Origin of the sequence: Streptomyces sp. NPDC002265 (assembly GCF_040296125.1) — a bacterium.
GTDB lineage: Bacteria > Actinomycetota > Actinomycetes > Streptomycetales > Streptomycetaceae > Streptomyces.
Genome location: NZ_JBEOWS010000210.1, coordinates 1 through 17,015, shown reverse-complemented (window position 1 = coordinate 17,015; position 17,015 = coordinate 1). Strand labels below are relative to the sequence as shown.

Annotated in this window: 16 protein-coding genes and 1 pseudogene; 15 read left to right on the top strand and 2 right to left on the bottom strand. The window is 71.5% G+C overall.

The genetic code is table 11. The annotated features are described in order from the left end of the window. The first annotated feature begins 218 nt into the window (after positions 1-218). The 5 genes from ABT085_RS29980 (at position 219) to ABT085_RS29960 (ending at position 4,650) form a co-directional block, all read left to right on the top strand. Positions 219-1,040, top strand: coding sequence for a universal stress protein (locus ABT085_RS29980; protein ID WP_351614686.1), 822 nt, complete (start codon positions 219-221; stop codon positions 1,038-1,040). Positions 1,041-1,510: 470 nt separating this feature from the next. Continuing rightward, a complete protein-coding gene (locus tag ABT085_RS29975) occupies positions 1,511-2,857 on the top strand; it encodes a nicotinate phosphoribosyltransferase (protein ID WP_351614683.1) in 1,347 nt (448 codons plus the stop codon). An 11-nt stretch (positions 2,858-2,868) separates the two neighbouring features. After that, positions 2,869-3,156 carry a DUF1876 domain-containing protein gene (locus ABT085_RS29970; RefSeq protein WP_351614680.1) on the top strand — a complete coding sequence of 96 codons (288 nt, stop codon included), beginning with the start codon at positions 2,869-2,871 and terminating at the stop codon, positions 3,154-3,156. Positions 3,157-3,216: 60 nt separating this feature from the next. Further along, the gene (locus ABT085_RS29965) at positions 3,217-3,675 is read left to right on the top strand and encodes an Hsp20/alpha crystallin family protein (RefSeq protein ID WP_351614677.1); all 459 of its coding nucleotides are present in this window, start codon (positions 3,217-3,219) and stop codon (positions 3,673-3,675) included. 51 nt (positions 3,676-3,726) lie between these two features. Further along, positions 3,727-4,650: a pyridoxamine 5'-phosphate oxidase family protein gene (locus ABT085_RS29960; RefSeq protein WP_351614674.1), complete on the top strand. Its 924-nt coding sequence runs from the start codon at positions 3,727-3,729 to the stop codon at positions 4,648-4,650. 373 nt (positions 4,651-5,023) lie between these two features. On the opposite strand, the gene ABT085_RS29955 is transcribed toward ABT085_RS29960, so the two are convergent. Beyond that, on the bottom strand, positions 5,024-5,698 hold the full coding sequence (locus ABT085_RS29955; RefSeq protein WP_351614671.1) for a CBS domain-containing protein: 675 nt from the start codon (positions 5,696-5,698) through the stop codon (positions 5,024-5,026). 167 nt (positions 5,699-5,865) lie between these two features. On the opposite strand from ABT085_RS29955, the gene ABT085_RS29950 reads away from it, so the two are divergent. The 8 genes from ABT085_RS29950 (at position 5,866) to ABT085_RS29915 (ending at position 14,859) form a co-directional block, all read left to right on the top strand. Further along, positions 5,866-6,744 carry a universal stress protein gene (locus ABT085_RS29950; protein ID WP_351614668.1) on the top strand — a complete coding sequence of 293 codons (879 nt, stop codon included), beginning with the start codon at positions 5,866-5,868 and terminating at the stop codon, positions 6,742-6,744. Positions 6,745-6,789: 45 nt separating this feature from the next. Beyond that, positions 6,790-9,189 (top strand): glycoside hydrolase family 65 protein, encoded by a 2,400-nt coding sequence (locus ABT085_RS29945; protein WP_351614666.1) that lies wholly within the window; start codon positions 6,790-6,792, stop codon positions 9,187-9,189. Positions 9,190-9,650: 461 nt separating this feature from the next. After that, entirely contained in the window at positions 9,651-10,184 is a 534-nt protein-coding gene (locus tag ABT085_RS29940) for a hydrogenase maturation protease (protein WP_351614663.1), read from the top strand. A 42-nt stretch (positions 10,185-10,226) separates the two neighbouring features. Further along, entirely contained in the window at positions 10,227-11,396 is a 1,170-nt protein-coding gene (locus ABT085_RS29935; protein WP_351614661.1) for a 4Fe-4S dicluster domain-containing protein, read from the top strand. Then, on the top strand, positions 11,393-11,878 hold the full coding sequence (locus ABT085_RS29930) for a cyclic nucleotide-binding domain-containing protein (protein WP_351614659.1): 486 nt from the start codon (positions 11,393-11,395) through the stop codon (positions 11,876-11,878). The genes ABT085_RS29935 and ABT085_RS29930 overlap by 4 nt, the downstream gene beginning before the upstream one ends. Continuing rightward, positions 11,875-12,681, top strand: a complete 807-nt coding sequence (locus tag ABT085_RS29925) for an FAD/NAD(P)-binding protein (protein ID WP_351614656.1) — start codon at positions 11,875-11,877, stop codon at positions 12,679-12,681. Before ABT085_RS29930 ends, ABT085_RS29925 begins: the two co-directional genes overlap by 4 nt. 1 nt (position 12,682) lies before the next feature. Further along, positions 12,683-13,498, top strand: a complete 816-nt coding sequence (locus tag ABT085_RS29920; RefSeq protein ID WP_351614653.1) for an NADH-quinone oxidoreductase subunit B family protein — start codon at positions 12,683-12,685, stop codon at positions 13,496-13,498. Beyond that, the gene (locus tag ABT085_RS29915; protein ID WP_351614650.1) at positions 13,495-14,859 is read left to right on the top strand and encodes a Ni/Fe hydrogenase subunit alpha; all 1,365 of its coding nucleotides are present in this window, start codon (positions 13,495-13,497) and stop codon (positions 14,857-14,859) included. The genes ABT085_RS29920 and ABT085_RS29915 overlap by 4 nt, the downstream gene beginning before the upstream one ends. A gap of 701 nt (positions 14,860-15,560) precedes the next feature. Here ABT085_RS29915 and ABT085_RS29905 read toward each other — a convergent pair. Continuing rightward, positions 15,561-16,217 carry a CBS domain-containing protein gene (locus tag ABT085_RS29905; RefSeq protein ID WP_351614647.1) on the bottom strand — a complete coding sequence of 219 codons (657 nt, stop codon included), beginning with the start codon at positions 16,215-16,217 and terminating at the stop codon, positions 15,561-15,563. Positions 16,218-16,531: 314 nt separating this feature from the next. Here ABT085_RS29905 and ABT085_RS29900 point away from each other — a divergent pair, with 314 nt between their 5' ends. Both ABT085_RS29900 and ABT085_RS29895 read left to right on the top strand, forming a co-directional pair. After that, positions 16,532-16,720 (top strand): hypothetical protein, encoded by a 189-nt coding sequence (locus ABT085_RS29900; RefSeq protein WP_351614645.1) that lies wholly within the window; start codon positions 16,532-16,534, stop codon positions 16,718-16,720. Positions 16,721-16,782: 62 nt separating this feature from the next. Continuing rightward, positions 16,783-17,015 (top strand): annotated as a pseudogene (locus tag ABT085_RS29895) (hypothetical protein); the annotation flags it as partial.

The following is a 17,015-nucleotide window of genomic DNA, read 5'->3' as shown; positions in this document are numbered from 1 at the left end:
GTGACGACGGGTTGCATGGCGGCGGCCTCCGTCTCGTACGAAGCTGGAGATGACGGTGAACGAGTCCGGTGGCGTGTCTGGTCCGGACGGCGCCGGCATGCCGGGTGCAATGCGTTCTCTCCCTTCGAGGAGTACCCCAACTCCCTCCGACGCGCATGTGGACCAGGGAGGGCGGGGAGCCCGGGGACGGGGATTCGGCAGGAGAGGAGACCGGAGCGGTGACGATGCCCCTGGTGGTCGGCGTCGACGGATCCGAGGCGAGCCTGGAGGCCCTGGACTGGGCCGCCGACGAGGCGGACCGGCACGGGGTGCCGCTGCACCTCCTGCACGCCGAGGCCGGAGAGTCCGAGTCGTCCGACGTGATCGCCACGGCTTCGCTCCGTGCCGCGGGACGTGCTCCATCGGTGCCGGTGTCGAGCGAGGTGCTGCAGGAGGATCCTGCCGTCGCCCTGATCGGCCGGGGACGCAACGCCTTCGCACTGGTACTCGGGTCCAGAGGTCTCGGAGACCTCGCCGGGATGCTGCTGGGCGCGGTCGGCCTGGCCGTGGCGGCGCGGGCGGACTGTCCGGTCGTGGTGGTGCGCGGGGCGGCGGATAACCGGCAGTCCCGGTTCGGAAGGGTCATCGTCGGTGTCGAAGAGGGCGAGGGCAGCGGTACGGCCGTGCGGTTCGCGTGCCGGGAGGCCCGGGTGCGGCGTTGTCTCCTTGTGGCGGTGCACGCCTGGAACCGTCCACCCGGCCGTTCCCCCGTGTCTCCGCCCGCGAGGTGGTACGCCCCGCAGGCTCCCCGGCGCCCTCCGGCCCAGGTACTCGACGACGCGCTGCGTGGTGCGGCGGAGCGGATCGGGGAGCTCGTGGTGACCCGTCAGGTGATCGAGGGTCCGGCCCGCCCGGCGTTGCTGAACGCGGCGACGGAAGCGGACCTGCTGGTCGTCGGCGCGCGCAGGCGACGGGGCCATACGGGCCTGCAACTGGGTCTGATCAACCACGCGCTGCTGCACCACGCGCCCTGTCCCGTCGCGGTCGTGCCCCAGATATGAGGCGAGCGCACCTGGGGCCGTACGCCGGTCCGCCAGGGACCTTCGGCCCACGACCCGAACCCCATCGGTGTCCGAGACTGGACCCAGGAGCAGGGAGAGTGACCAGCAACCCGCTGGAGGTCGACCCATGGACGCGCAAGGATCGCCGTACACATCCGGTCCGCCCGCGCCGCGCGATGAACACATGCCACCAGGCGTGAAGCCGCTGAGGCGTCCGTTCGACAGGTTCGCGTGGTGGGTTCGACGCTTCTTGATGGTCCGCGTCGTCATGGCGCTGCGGGTGGCCGCCTGCAGAGCGGGGACGACGGCACGACACGTCGACGCGCACCGTCGGGGCCCAGACAGCGGAACGGTGCGAGTGCACCGACCGGCTGACCGTCGGGAGCGGGCGGAGCCGCGCTGGTGCGCGCGCTGTTGTCGGTGACCACCCGGGACCGGACGCGGCCCACACACGCCGAGGAGTACCGTCCATGTCGGATGCGACGACCACCGATCTGTACGAAGTCACGATGGCGATGTCCTACCTGCGGGAGGAGATGACCGCCCCGGCGACGTTCAGCCTGTTCGTCCGCGACCTGCCTCCAGGGCGTGGTTTCCTGATCGCGGCGGGGTTGGAGTCCGCCCTGGACCACCTGTCCGGCTTCCGTGTCGGCCCCGAGGACATCGACGCCTTCGCCTCCGCGCTGCACCGGCCTCCGCGAGATCTCGGGCTGCTCCTCGGACTGGAGTTCACCGGCCGGGTGCGGGCCGTGCCGGAAGGACGGGTCGTGCTCGCGGGCGAGCCGCTGCTGGAGGTGACTGCGCCCCTCCCGCAGGCGCAACTGGTGGAGACGTACGTGCTCAACCTGCTCAGCTATCAGACGGCGGTCGCCTCGAAGGCCGCACGCTGTGTGCTTGCCGCGGCCGGTCGCCCGGTCGTGGACTTCTCCCTGCGGCGCACCCACGGCCCGCAGGCCGGATTCCAGGCCGCTCGTCTCGGCGCGCTGGCCGGTTTCGCCGGCACCAGCAACGTGGCCGCGGCCACCGCCCTGGGCATACCCGCCGTCGGCACCATGGCCCACTCCTATGTGGAGGCGTTCGCGTCCGAGGACGAGGCGTTCCGGGCCTTCGCTCGCTGCCACCCCGGCCCCGTGACCCTGCTGGTGGACACCTATGACTCCGAGGAAGGCGTCCATGTCGCGGCACGCGTCCTGCAGGACCTGGACCGCGGGCCCGGCTGCGCCGTCCGGCTGGACAGCGGCGACCTCGGAGTCCTTGCCGCACGCGCACGCGGGATCCTCGACCGGGCCGGTCTGCCGGACGTGCGGATCGTCGCCAGCGGCGGTCTCGACGAGTACGCCGTGGACGACCTGGTGCGCTCGGGGGCACCGATCGACACCTACGCCGTCGGCACCCGCGTCGGAGTGTCGGCCGACGCACCGTATCTGGACTCGGCGTACAAGATGGTGGAGTACGACGGCCGCCCGGTGATGAAGCTGTCTTCGGCGAAGATCACGGCACCCGGCCCCAAACAGGTGTTCCGCAGGCCCGGCTGCTCCGACCTGATCGCTCTTGCCGACGAGCGGCCGCCGGACGATGGCGTCGCGCTGCTGGAGACAGTGATGGAGAAGGGCCGGCGCACCGTCGCGCGGCCCAGGCTCGACGAGTGCGGGGCGAGATGTGCCGCGGACCTGGGCGGTCTGCCCTTCGCGGCCCGCCGGATCCGGGCGCCGGTCGCGCCCCGCGCCACGACCTCGGACCGGCTCGACGCGCTCGGCCGCCGAGTACGGCACGGCATCGAGGCGCAGCTCGCAGCACATCGGTCGGTACCGACATGAGGAGGAAAGCGATGCCGCACACGTCGGAATGGAAAGTCCGTCTCCACCTCTTCGAGGACAACGACGGAACGACCAAGGCCCGTCTGGTGCTGGACACCGGCACCACGGAGCTGACCGGTCACGGGGCCGCGCACTGCCATCCGGCGGACGCCGACGTCCCGGAGATCGGTGACGAGCTGGCGGCCGGCCGGGCGTTGACCGACCTGGCCCGGCAGCTGCTGCAAGTCGCCGAGCGCGACATCGAGGGAATGGGCGCACCTCGGGCGGACACGCGCGAGACCGCCCCGTGGTTCCTGTGAACCTGCCTGGCAAGACCTCGGACGAGGCCGAAGCCCGTGAAGATCGAGGAGGGAACACCCATGACACACCCCGCACGCCACACCAGCGGCGCACTTCCCGCCGCCGTGCGTGAGCTGGACGACCTCCGTACCAGGGTGGACCAGCTCATGCACGCCGCCTTCACCGGCGGCGGATGGCCCGCGTTCGCCGGGGCCGAACCCTGGGCGCCCATGGCCGACATCGAGGACGCCGAGGACGCCTACCTGGTGGAGCTGGAGCTGCCCGGCATGGACAAGGACCAGATCATCGTGCAGGTCTCCGAGGGCGAGCTCGACATCCACGGTGAGGTCAAGCAGCGCGAGCACACCGGGGCGGTGCGCCGGCACACCCGCCGCAGCGGCCAGTTCGACTATCGCGCGACGCTGCCTCCGAACGCCGACACCGAGCACATCAGCGCGGAACTGAGCAACGGCGTCCTCACGGTCAAAGTCCCCAAGACCGAACGGGGGCAGACCCAGCGCATCGAGATCAGCGGCTGAGCCCCGGTACCCGCGCGAGGCACAGCCGGTCATCAGGAAAGGGAGGCCACCATGCGAGCTCACCTCGGCGACCAGCTCGTCATCGAAAGCACGAGGTCCGGCGCCGCCCGCCGCGACGGGGAGATCGTGGGACTCCACCACACGGACGGCACTCCGCCGTACGACGTGCGCTGGTCGGACACGGAGGAGGTGACGCTCCTCTTTCCCGGGCCCGACGCGCACATCCACCATCTGGAGCACGGACTGCCCGGGACGCCCCACGGGTCCGCCGCACCGGACACCGGTGTGACGGAAGCCGCCTCCCCGGGCCTACCGTCGGTCGGTACGACCAACCCCGGCGACATCGGCCGGCGGGTGGCCGTCGAACGCCGCAGACGGGGACTCGGCCGCGAGGAGACGGCCCGCCGCGCGCGGATGTCGCCCATATACCTGGCGTACCTGGAGGAGCACCCGGCCGACCCGAGTGTGGCGTCCCTCATCCGGCTGGCCGACGCACTGGGCACGACCACCTCCGTCCTGCGGGGAGGAGGCGTGGAGCTGCCACCGGGCCAGGGTCACGCGTTGCTGCATCCCCGGCTGCGGGACCTCGGCCCGGACGAGTGCCGTGCCCTGCTGTCCACCCACGGCGTGGGGCGCGTCGCGCTGTCGGCGCCCGACGGCCGTCCGGCGGTCGTCCCGGTCAACTACGAGGTCGTCGGAGAGACCATCGCCTTCCGGACGGCCCCGCACTCGCTGCCCGCGGCGGCCGTCGGAGCGGAGGTCGCCTTCGAGGTCGACCACGTGGACGACGCCCGCAGTCAGGGCTGGAGCGTGCTCGCCGTCGGACCCGCCAGCGTCGTCACGGAACCCGACGCCGTGCGCGGGCTGACCGAGCGAGCCCACACCACACCCTGGCCGGGCGGGAAACGCGAGATGTGGGTGTCGATCAGGCCGACGAGCCTCACCGGCCGTCGGATCACCGCAGCGGACCGGTAGGCGCTTCCGGAGCTGGGTGTGCCGACGATTCGCGGGGCAGTTACCGGCCATCCACGAGCCCGTCCGATGCGTGGGTACGGAATCCCCAGCCGGCCCTGGTCAACACCGTCCACGACCGTCGGCAGGACGGGCTCCGGGCCGGGCGGGCCATGGAAGGCGTCCTGCTGCTCGCCACCCTCGGCCTGTCCGGGTCCGTCGCCGCAGAGCCCCTCGAACGCACGGACCCTCGCCGGCCCCTGAGCGACCTGTGGACCGGGACGGGCCGCACAAGGATCGCGCTCCGCCTGGGCTATGGCTCGACTGGCCCCGGCACACCGCTCCGTCAGGGCTCGCAGGCGCTCGGCTGCCGGCCATGACGGAGGCTGCCGGCGGGTCACTCGTGCCTGGTCCCGTCCGGGACGGTGTCCTCACCGCTGAGCCTGGTCTCGACGCCGACCACGCCCTCCACGGCGCGGACGAGGCGTTCGGCCACCCAGGCGAGCGACGGGTCGTGGACGTCTCCACGCAGGGTGACGACCCCGTGGTGCGCGGACACACGGATCGTGTGACTGAGCGCGGGGAAGAGGTATGCCACCACCGTGCGGCGCACTTCCTCCTCGATGTCCTCGTCCGGCCGCAGGAAGACCTTCAGCAGGTCGCCACGGCTGACGATGGCCCGTAGCCGCCCCTCGTCGTCGACCACCGGGAGACGTTTGACGTGCTCCACGGCCATGATCCGGGCAGCCTGGGCCAGGGTGACGTCCTGACGCACCACGACGGCGGGGGCGCTCATGACCTCCTCGGCGGTCACCGCTTGCGCCTTGGCGAGGTCGGGCAGGCGCTGGAGCTGCTCGGCGCGGGTGAGGTCGCCCTCCCGGAACTCCGCCTTGGGCAGCAGATCGGCTTCGGAGACCACACCGGCCACTCGTCCGTCGGCCTCCACGACCGGCACGGCGCTGACATTCCGGTCCACGAGGGTCTGCACGATGTCCTTGAACCGGGTGTCCCGCCGGACGGCCACCACAGGGGAGGTCATCACGTCACTGACGATGTGCGGGGTAACAGACATCTCTCGTCCTCGAGGGCCGCGGTTCGGCCCCACGCCCCCAGCATCACCGGGCCGCGTACCACTGCAACCCGACCGGAGCGGTCCGGCCTGTATCGCGGTGGTCCGGGGGCGGTGCGACGGTATTCACAGGGGGTGTCTCGGCAGTCGGACGGAAGGCGGTGGCGGCGATGACGGAACTCCCGCTGGTCGTGGGCGTCGACGGATCGGATTCCAGCTTGCTGGCGGTCGACTGGGCGGTGGACGAGGCGGCACGGCACGCACTGCCGTTGCGGCTGGTCCACGCCTTCCGGTGGGAGCGTTATGAGCGGACCCTGCCGTCGTTCACCACCGGTCGCAGTGCCGAGGAGGTCATGGCCCGGCACATCGCCGCGTCCTGCGCGCAACGTGCCGAACTGCGGGGACCGCAGGTGGAGGTGTCCTCGGAGGTACTCCCTGACGATGCCGTGTTCGCCCTGCTGCACGCGGCGCCCGACGCCTTCGCCCTGGTCGTGGGGCAGCGCGGGCGAGGTGAGGTGGCCGGGCTGCTCCTGGGATCGGTCGGTCTGGCCGTGGCTGCGCGCGCGGTCTGTCCCGTCGTCGTGGTCCGGGGCGCGCAGCCCAACATCCAGGGATCCCTCGGCCGGATCGTGGTCGGTGTCGGCGACGCGGCCGAGCGCACGGGTGCCGTACGGTTCGCCGCCCGCGAGGCGCAGGCGCGTGGCTGCGCCCTGACCGCCGTACGGGCCTGGCGCCGTCCGGCCCATGAGCACGGGGATCGTTCCCCCGACGCGGACGACGCCGCCCAGGAGCACGACGAGCGGGCTGCCGCCGAGCTGGAGGAGGCACTGAGCGAAGCCGCGCGGGAACACCCCGGCCTCTCCGTCCGTCGGCACATCGTCGAGGGCCCGGCCCATCGCGTCCTGCTCGACTCGGCGGCCGACGCCGATCTGGTCGTCGTCGGAGCCGAACGCAGGCACGGCCACTTCGGTCTGCAACTGGGCAGGGTCGCCCACACCCTGCTGCACCATTCCGCCTGTCCGGTCGCCGTCGTTCCGCAGCGGGGCTGAGACCCGCCGAGCGGCCCGGTTCCGCTGTCGGGAGAAGAGCACGGGATGTCGGACTGGACGTGGGAGTGGGAGGGCTACGAGCCCGCCGGCGAGCAGCTGCGTGAGGCCCTCTGCACGCTCGGGAACGGCTACTTCGCCACACGGGGCGCGGTGCCCGAGTGCCGGGCGGGGCTGGTGCACTGTCCCGGTACCTATGTGGCCGGGTGCTACAACCGCCTGGAGTCGACGGTGGCGGGACGGCAGGTGGTGAACGAGGATCTGGTCAACCTTCCGAACTGGCTCCTCCTGCGTTTCCGGGTACGCCGTGCCGGCGGGGCTTGGGGGGCCTGGCTCACCCCGGACAGGCACCGTCCCCTCGACCACCGGCACACCTTGGATGTGCGTCGTGGCACGCTCACCCGTGCCTTCCGCCACCGGGTGGAGAAGGCCGGCGTGCTCGCCGTCGAACAGACCCGCCTGGTGCACATGGGGGAGCCGCACCTGGCCGCACTGCGGACCGTCTTCTCGGCGCAGGGCTGGTCGGGTGAGGTCGAGGTCGAGTCCGGAATCGACAGCGACGTGATCAACGGCAACGTGCACCGCTACCGAGCTCTCGAACGCCGCCAGTCGACCGGTGTGCGTACCGGGTTCCAGGAGCCGCGCACGGTCTGGCTGACCTGCCGCACCAGCACCTCCGGCATCCAGATCGCCACGGCGGCCCGTACGGCTGTCGCCGGCCCCGTCCCGGTCACGTCCGTGTTCCACGCGGGCCGCCGGCGAGCCGTGCACCGGCTGGTGGTTCCGCTCGCCCCCGGCAGGCCCGTCACCCTGGACAAGACCGTCGCCCTGCACACCTCGCGCGACACGGCGATCGGCGACCCGCTCGGCGCGGCGATCGACCGGGCGGACACGGCGGCGGACTTCCCGGGGCTGCTGGACTCCCATGCCGCCGCCTGGGAACAGCTGTGGCGGCGCGCGGAGATCCAGGTGCCCGGCCGAGCCGGCCGTGTCCTGCGGCTCCACCTCTTCCACCTCCTGCAGACGCTGTCCCCGCACACCGCCGACCTCGACGTGGGCGTCCCGGCCAGGGGACTGCACGGCGAGGCGTACCGGGGTCATGTCTTCTGGGACGAGCTGTTCGTCCTGCCGTACCTCAACCTGCACTTTCCGGAGGTCTCCAGGGCACTGCTGGACTACCGCCACCGACGCCTGCCGCGGGCCTGCCGGGCGGCGGCCGAGGCCGGCCGGGCCGGGGCGATGTACCCGTGGCAGAGCGGCAGCGACGGCCGCGAGGAGAGCCAGCAGTGGCACCTGAACCCCGCCTCGGGGCGCTGGCTGCCGGACCACTCCCGGCTCCAGCACCACGTGGGCTCGGCGATCGCCTACAATGTCTGGCAGTACTGCGAGGCCACAGGCGACACGGAGTACCTGCACACCAAGGGCGCGGAGATGCTCCTGCAGATCGCCCGGTTCTGGGCCGGCCTCGCGGTCCTCGACGCCGATACGGGCCGCTACCGCATCCGGGGCGTGGTCGGCCCCGACGAGTACCACGACGCCTACCCGGGCGCCGGCCGACCGGGCCTGGACGACAACGCCTACACGAACGTCACCGCCGCCTGGGTCCTCGTCCGCGCTCTGGAGCTGCTGAGGCGCCTGCCCGCCTGGCGCAGGGAAGAACTGTGCGACCGCATCCGGCTGGGAGCCGATGAACCGCTGCGCTGGGAAGAGGTCTCCAGACGGTTGCGGGTCCCGTTCCATCGAGGCGTCATCAGCCAGTTCGAGGGCTACGGCGACCTCGCCGAGCTGGACTGGGACACCTACCGGGCCCGGTACAGCAGCATTCGCCGGCTGGACCGGATCCTGGAGGCCGAGGGCGACACGGTCAACCGCTACCAGGCGTCCAAGCAGGCCGACGTGCTCATGCTCGGCCACCTGTTCTCGCCCGCCGAGCTCGGGCAGCTCTTCGCGCGCCTCGGTCACGACGTGGACGACGAGGTCTGGCGCAGGACGGTCGATTACTACCTGCGGCGCACCAGCCACGGGTCCACCCTCAGCGGGCTGGTCCACGGCCTGGTGCTCGCCAGAGCGCGGCGGGCCGATGCCTGGCAGTACGTCCAGGAGGCGCTGGAGGCGGACGTCGCCGACATCCAGGGCGGTACCACCGGCGAGGGCATCCATCTCGGAGCGATGGCCGGAACCCTCGACCTGGTCCAGCGCGGCCTGACCGGAATGGAGACCTGTGAGGAGGCCCTGCGGTTCGACCCGGTCCCCCTCCCGCCACTCTCCGAGTACGGGTTCTCGCTGCGCTACCGAGGGCACTGGGGGGTGAGCGTACGGCGCCGGAGCGGACTGCTGGAGATCGGCGTGCCGGACTCGGAGGAGTCACCGCTGCGCGTGGTGCTGGCCGACCGGGCCGTGACCGTGGTGCCCGGGGAGACCTGCACGCTCGTCGTGCCGGACAGCTGACGAACACCCCGGCGTCGTCCGCGTGACCTCACCCCGACCCTGCCGTCCTGGCTGACGTGCCGGCAGTGCCCCTTCCCCGACGCCCACACCCTCCTGCTGCCCGGACGGTGCACGCACTGACCGACACCGCCGTCGTCGGGCACGCCGTCATCCGGCGAGCGGAGTCCCCCCCGTATCCGGGGTGGTTGGCGTTCCGGCTCGGCCGTCGGTCAGCCCCGGCCGCCGTGCCACCGGTCTGCTCGTCCAGGGCGGCGAAGACGTCAGCGTGTGCGGCACAGCGCGGGCCGCGTCGGGGATGCGGATTTCGGCAGGGCCGACCAGCACCGGGCACCGGACTCGACCGCCCGGCGGCGGGGAGGCTCGGTACGGTGCCGCGCGCCGTCCGCCCTGCGCTACGGGACATCGACACGAGAGTGGGGCAAAATCTGCCTGGTCAGGCCCGGAGGAGGAAGCGGGTATGCATGAAGCCGCTCGCCGGTACGGCGGTCATCGGGATCGGAAACGAGTTTCGGCGCGATGACGGAGTGGGGTGGGCCGTCATCGCGTTGTTGTGCGAACGGCAGGCACGGCGACCGCTCCCCTCCGGTACCGTGCTCGCTCGGTGCGACGGAGACCCCGGCCGCCTGATCACCCTCTGGGAGGACACAGCCCTCGCCGTTGTCATCGACGCCTGCTTCCCGCCGGCGGCGCAGCCCGGGCGGACGCACCGGTGGCGTGTGGCCGCGGACGAGGTGCTGCGCCAGGCTGCAGGCAGGCAGAGCACCCACGGGCTGGGGCTCGCTGAGGCCGTTCGCCTCGCCGACCGTCTCGGGCGCGCCCCCGGGCGCCTCATCGTGTACGCGGTCGAGGGAGCGGACCGCTCGCTGGGCACGGGGCTCACCCCGGCGGTGGCGTCCGCCCTGCCGCGTCTGGTCCGGTGCATCGAGGAAGACGTCCGGTGGTTCAGCCGGAGAACTCGCCGGACCGGCTTCGGACCCGGGAGGCCGCTGGTCTGACATGCTGCCGGATCTAGGCACGTGGAGACCGAGAGGTGCACGATGACCGACGCTTCGGATGCCGGAGCCGGCCTCGACCGCCGGGACGAGGCGGTTCTCGACCGCGACGGTCTGGCCGCGCTCGTCCGTGTCCTGAAGGGGCGAGGCTGCACGGTGATCGGTCCGACCGTGCGCGACGGCGCGATCGTCCTCGACGAGTTGGACTCCGCCGATGCCCTGCCCTACGGATGGGGGGTCGAGCTGGAGGCGGGGCGGTACCGGCTCCTCCGTCGTGAGGACGGGGCGGGCTTCGCCCACAGCGCGGGGCCGCAGTCGTGGAAGTCGTTCCTGCATCCGGAGCGCGTCCGTCAGTGGTCCGCGGACCGAGGCCCCGACGGGGCGCCGGTCGTCCGGGAGGAGGAGCAGGAGCGGATCTCGTACGCGTTCCTCGGCGTGCGACCCTGCGATCTGCGTGCCATTCGGATCCTGGACCGTGTGATGAGCGGCGGCAGGTACCGGGATCCCGTCTACCTCTCCCGGCGGACCGGTGCCTTCCTGATCGCGGTCGAGTGCACCGCGCCGGGTGCCACCTGCTTCTGTGTCTCCATGGGCAGTGGGCCAGCCGTCGACGCCGGGTACGACCTCGCCCTCACCGAGGTCGTGGACGACGCGGGCCACCGCTTCCTGTGCCGGAGCGGGAGCGAGGAGGGAGCCGCGGTTCTCACGGAACTACCACGCAGGAGTGCCGATGCCCCCACCCGGGATGCCGCGGCCCAGGCGGTGAGCACCGCCGCCGAACGCATGGGCCGCTCCATGCCGCCGGTGGACCTGCGCACGCTGATGCGGGACAACCTGGAAGCGGAGCGCTGGGACGACGTCACCGCCCGATGCCTCAGCTGCGGTAACTGCACCATGGTCTGCCCCACCTGCTTCTGCACCACCACCGAGGACGTCACCGACCTGACCGGCGACCACGCCGAGCGCTGGCGCCTCTGGGACTCTTGCTACGACCTGGACTTCTCCCTCGTCCACGGCGGTGCGGTCCGGTCCACCCCACGCAGCCGATACCGCCAGTGGCTCACGCACAAACTGGGTACCTGGCACGACCAGTTCGACAGTTCGGGCTGTGTCGGGTGCGGCCGGTGCATCGTGTGGTGTCCCACGGGCATCGACCTCACCGAGGAAGCCCACGCCCTGCACCGGCAAGCCGCACAGCGGGAGAGCACGGCGTGACCCCGCATCCGGGCGGGTCCTCCGGTGAGGAGGTGCTCGCCGCTCTGACGGCGGAACAGCGCGGGAAGCTGATGACCCTCGCCCGAGACCTAACCCTTCCGGGCGGCACGCGCATCTTCGAGGAGGGGGAGAACGCCGACCGATTCTGGGTCATCCGCTCGGGAACGGTCGCGCTCGACATCCACGTGCCCGGCCGGGGACGCGTGGTCCTCGAGACCATCGGTGCGGGCAGCCTGCTCGGCTGGTCATGGCTGTGCCCACCCCGGCAGTGGCATCTGGCGGCCGAGACACGGGAGCCCGTGCGCGCCTGGGAGTTCGATGCCGCCGCTGTGCATGAGCTGTGCGCCGAGGACACGGCGCTCGGCCTGTCGCTGGTCACCGGCGTCGCCGGGACCATCGGGGACCGGCTCCGAGCCACCCGCACCCGGTTGCTCGACCTCTACGGACCGCCGGGACCACAGGGGAGCGGAGTGGGACCATGATGTCGGCACCGCTTCCTTATCGCGTGGTGGACCGCCGCGACGAGACGCACGACACGGCCACGCTCGTACTGGAGCCCGCCGGCGAGGCCCTGGCACCTTTCGCACCGGGCCAGTTCGCGATGCTGTACGCGTTCGGGGTCGGCGAGATTCCGGTGTCCGTGTCCCGGCTCGCGGACGGTCACCGGGTGACGCACACGATCCGCGCCGTCGGGGCTGTCTCCCGCGCATTGTGCGCCCTGCCGACAGGCGGGTGGGTCGGTGCGCGCGGCCCCTTCGGTACCGCCTGGGACACGGCCGCGGCTCACGGCAACGATCTGCTCGTCATCGCCGGAGGCATCGGGATCGCCCCGCTGCGTCCCCTCGTCGACACCGTTGTGGCCGGGCCTCACCTCTTCGGGCGGCTGAGCGTCCTCGCGGGTGCCCGGACCCCCGCCGATCTGCTCTACGAAGACGATTTCCCCGCCTGGGAGGAGCCTTTCGGTGCCGTCACGGTCGACCGGCCGTCCGCCGGCTGGACCGGCCGGGTCGGAGTCGTCACCACGCTCCTTCGCGAGGCCCGGTTCACACCGTCGGACACGGTCGCCTTCCTCTGCGGTCCCGAGGTGATGATGCGTGCGACCGCGCGGGCGCTGATTCACCAAGGAGTACGTCCCGACCGCATCCAGGTCTCCCTCGAACGCAACATGCGCTGCGCCGTCGGCCACTGTGGACACTGCCAGCTCGGACCCCTGCTTCTCTGCCGCGACGGCCCGGTCGTCCGCTACGACCGGGCCGAGCCCATCCTCAACGTCCGGGAACTGTGAGATGAGCACCCCCAGCCCCCAGCCCCCAGCCCGCCCCCGCCTCGGCGTGTTCAAGTTCGCCTCCTGCGACGGCTGTCAGCTGACCCTCCTCGACTGCGAGGACGAACTGCTCGGCATCGCCGCCGCACTGGAGATCGCCCACTTCCTGGAAGCCTCCAGCGAACCCGCCCCCGGCCCGTACGACCTCGTTCTCGTCGAAGGCTCGGTCAGCACACCCGAGCACGTGGAGCGCGTCCGACGCATCCGCGCCGATGCCCGCCACCTCGTCACCATCGGCGCCTGCGCCACGGCCGGCGGCGTGCAGGCGCTGCGCAACTACGCCGATGTCGACGCGTACCTGGCGACCGTCTACGCCCGCCCCGAGTACATCGAGACCCTCGCGACCTCCACGCCGGTCTCGGCCCATGTACCCGTCGACTTCGAGCTGCGCGGCTGTCCCATCGACCGCGGTCAGCTCGTCGAGGTCATCACCGCCTTCCTCGCCGGTCGCAAGCCCGCCATCCCGAACCACAGCGTCTGCTTCTCCTGCAAGCGGCGCGGCAACGTCTGTGTCACCGTCGCGCACGGCACGCCCTGCCTCGGTCCGGTCACCCACGCGGGCTGTGGAGCCCTGTGCCCGACCTACGGGCGCGGCTGCTACGGCTGCTTCGGGCCGGCGGGAACCACGAACCTTCGTGCGCTGGTGCCACTCATGCAGCGCGACGGGATGAGTCAGGAGGACATCGGCAGGTTCCTGCACACCTTCAACGCGACCGCCTTCACCGCCGTGGAGGAGCGGGAGCAGGCCGCAACGACCGACGTGGAAGGCCCCGGATGAGCGATACGACGCCCCGACCCCAGGAGCTCCGCATCCCCTCACTCGCCCGGGTCGAGGGCGAGACCGCGCTGCACGTGAGGATCCACCACGGCACCGTCGTCGAGGCGCGGCTCAACATCTACGAGCCACCGCGGTTCTTCGAGGCCCTCCTGCGGGGCAGAGCGCACACCGAGCCGCCCGACCTCACCTCCCGCATCTGCGGCATCTGTCCCGTCGCCTACCAGATGAGTGCCTGCCGTGCCGTCGAGGACGCGTGCGGCGTCGTCGTCGACGGACAACTGGCCGCCCTGCGCCGTCTGCTGTACTGCGGCGAATGGATCGAGAGCCAGACACTGCACATCCACATGCTGCACGCGCCGGACTTCCTCGGCGAAGACGACGTGATCGGTCTGTCCCGCTTGCATCTGGAGCACGTCAAGCGCGGACTGCGCCTGAAGCAGACCGGCAACGCCGTGGTCGAACTGCTCGGGGGCCGGGCCATCCACCCCGTCAACGTCCGGCTCGGGGGCTTCCACCGCGCTCCGGCCCGCGCCGAACTCCGCCCGCTGGAGGAACGGCTGCGCACCGCCCTCGACGACGCCTGGGACACGGTGCGCTGGGTTGCCGGCTTCGAATTCCCGGACGCCGAGTGCGACGCCGACCTGCTCGCCCTCGCCGAGGAGGGCACCTATGCCATCGAGTCCGGCGTGCCCACCGTGCTTCGGTACGACGAGACGCTCCCGCCGTACCGCTTCCCCCTGCGGGACTTCACCGAGCACGTGGCCGAGGTGCAGGTCTCCCACTCCACAGCCCTCCAGTCCCGGCTGGACGGCCGAAGGCATCTCACCGGCTCCCTCGCCCGCTGGGCGGTCAGCGGTCACCTGCTGTCCCCACTGGCCCTGGAAGCCGCACGGGAGGCCGGGCTGGGCGACCCCCCGTCGCGCACAGGTGCCGGGTGTGGACAGGCCTGCCGGAACCCGTACCGCAGCATCCTCGTCCGGGCGGTGGAAGTCCTGTATGCGGTGGAAGAGGCCCTTCGGATCATCGCGGAGTACGAGCGTCCCGCCCGCCCGTACGTAGAGGTGCCGGCCCGGGCCGGCACCGGCCACGGTGCCACGGAGGCGCCACGCGGCCTGCTCTACCACCGCTACGCGCTCGACGGCGGGGGCCGTGTCACCGACGCCTGCATCGTTCCGCCGACCGCCCAGAACCAGGGCGCCATCGAGGAGGACCTGCGCCGGCACGTCCAGGCCGGGCTCGATCGGGGTGAGGTCTCCGAGGCCGAGCTCACCCGGCTGTGCGAGCGGGCCGTCCGCAACCACGACCCGTGCATCTCGTGTTCTGCCCACTTCCTGGAACTGGACATCGACCGCACTCACTGATCAGGCCGGCGACCGGCTGTTCCGGTGGCCACCTCGCCGGCCGGGCTCGCCTCTTCCCTGGTCGCGTGTGGTGGGTGTTCCGTGGGATGACACGCGGCTGCCTGCGCGGCACGCCGGCACCTGTGCTTCATCGAGTGCTGCTGACGATCGCTGCACGGCTGCCGACGAGACCGCAGGGACGACGGCGCGCCAGGGACGTCCCGACACCCGCACGGTCATTCCGGCTTCCTGCGAGACGGCGCGGTCGGCATGGAGCCCGTCGTGACTGTGGGACTTGAGGGCGCACCCGGGAGCGGCGCCCCCGTGGTGGTCGCGCCCCAGCGGTGAGCCGCAGTGCCTCGCACGGAGCCGCTGTTCGTGGGCGACGACGGCGACGGGTGCCTCGGCGTGGTGGAGGCCCGCGTTCGGGGTGGCTCGCGCGCGGTTCGTCGGCAGTCTCGTTCGGCAGCGCCGTGCCCGGTAAGGGCGCGCATGGCCCACCGGCACCGGGAGGTCCCACGGCGATGACCATCCCTCGGCGCGGACGACGCGAAGCGGCACGCCACGCAGAAGGGCCTCTCGCGCCGTCCAGTGGGCGGCCGCGAGGCTTTCCGTCGAACCGTCACGGCCGTCGACCGTTCGATCGTTCACGATGGTTTCCAGGGGCCCGAACGGATCAGGCGGTCCGTCTCCGCGCGTGTCGATGCGGCGCGGCTGCTTCTTCAGGCCGAGTCCGTGTCGTCGATGGCGTATCCGAGATGCTGCGTCACGGAGACCACGCCGTCCACGGTCCGGCACATGCGTTCGAGGAGCGGGATGAGGCTCCTGAATTCGACGGTTCCGTGCAGTTCGACGCGGCCGTCGGCGACGGTCACGGTGATGGCCGAGGGGCTCTGCCGCACGCCGAGCGCGAGGACGTCGCCCATGATCTCGTCGCGGATGTCCTCGTCGACCCGGAGGAAGATCCGCAGCAGGTCCCGTCGGCTGACGATCCCGATCAGTACGTCCGAGTCGTCCACGACCAGGAGCCGCTTGACCCCTTGGGCTTCCATCAGCCTGGCGGCTTCGGCGACGGTCCAGTCCGGGTTGGCGCACACGGGGGGCGAGGACATCAGCTCCTCGGCGCGTGTCCCCGCGGCCTTGCCCTCCAGCCAGGTGTCCCGTTCGGGAAGCGACCGGAAGTAGTCGCTCTGGCCTGCGGATTTCGGCAGCAGGTCTCGTTCCGAGATCACACCGAGCGGTCGGCCGTCAGAGTCGACGACCGCAACGGCCGAAACCTTGTGCTCGGTCAAAGTGCGGGCGATCTCCTTGAACGGAGCGTTGTTGGGGACGGTGACGACCTCGTGGGTCATCAGCTCGCGGACTTCCCGATGCTTCATGCTCTTCTCCTACCGCTCGCTGGGCGTTCGTGCACCGACCGACACGTCGTCCCGTCCGTAGTTGAGCCGGTCGGCCACGTCGTCGCTGCCCTGGCACAGGCGTAATACGACGGGGACCGGGCTGCGTCTGCTCACGGCGCCTCTGAGGGACGCCAGCCCGTCGGCGACCTCGACGGACATCGAAGCCGGGCTGAGCCCGTGGGCGTGGGTCAGCACGTCTTCGGGGATCTCCTCCGAGCGTGAGTAGGCGGAGACGATCGAGGCGCTGCGAAAAGCGGCGGTCTTCTTCGCGAAGGAAGTGATCGAGGAGCGAGGTGTACGCGTTCGTCGAGACGGACGGGACCACCCACTCGGTCGCTGTGTCGTGCCGAGTGCTGAGGGTGGCCCGGTCTTCCTGCTACGCCTGGTTGGCCGGCGAGGAGGCCCGCGCCGCCCGCCGGGTCGCCGGTGACGCCCTGGCCCACGCGATCACCGTGGATCTCGGCGTGCCGCGCCGTCGGTGATGGTGCGCCCAGGTCTGCAGCAGCTCCACCGACTGGCGGGCGAGGGCCTCGGCCTGCGGGACGTGAGCGACCACGCCGCTTTCGAAGCCGCTGGTGTCGCGGATCTTCCCTTCAACGAGCCCTTGGGACTGGGCGATCCCGTCTTCGAGCCGCACGAGATCGAACTGGCCGCGGGCAGCAACCTCGTGCTGTACGGACGGAGCCTGCTGGCAGCAGCACGCCACGCAGACCGGGCACTGCAGGAGCGGCTCAGCGCGCTCATCGCACAGAGCCGCCTTTCGCCGAACGACATCGG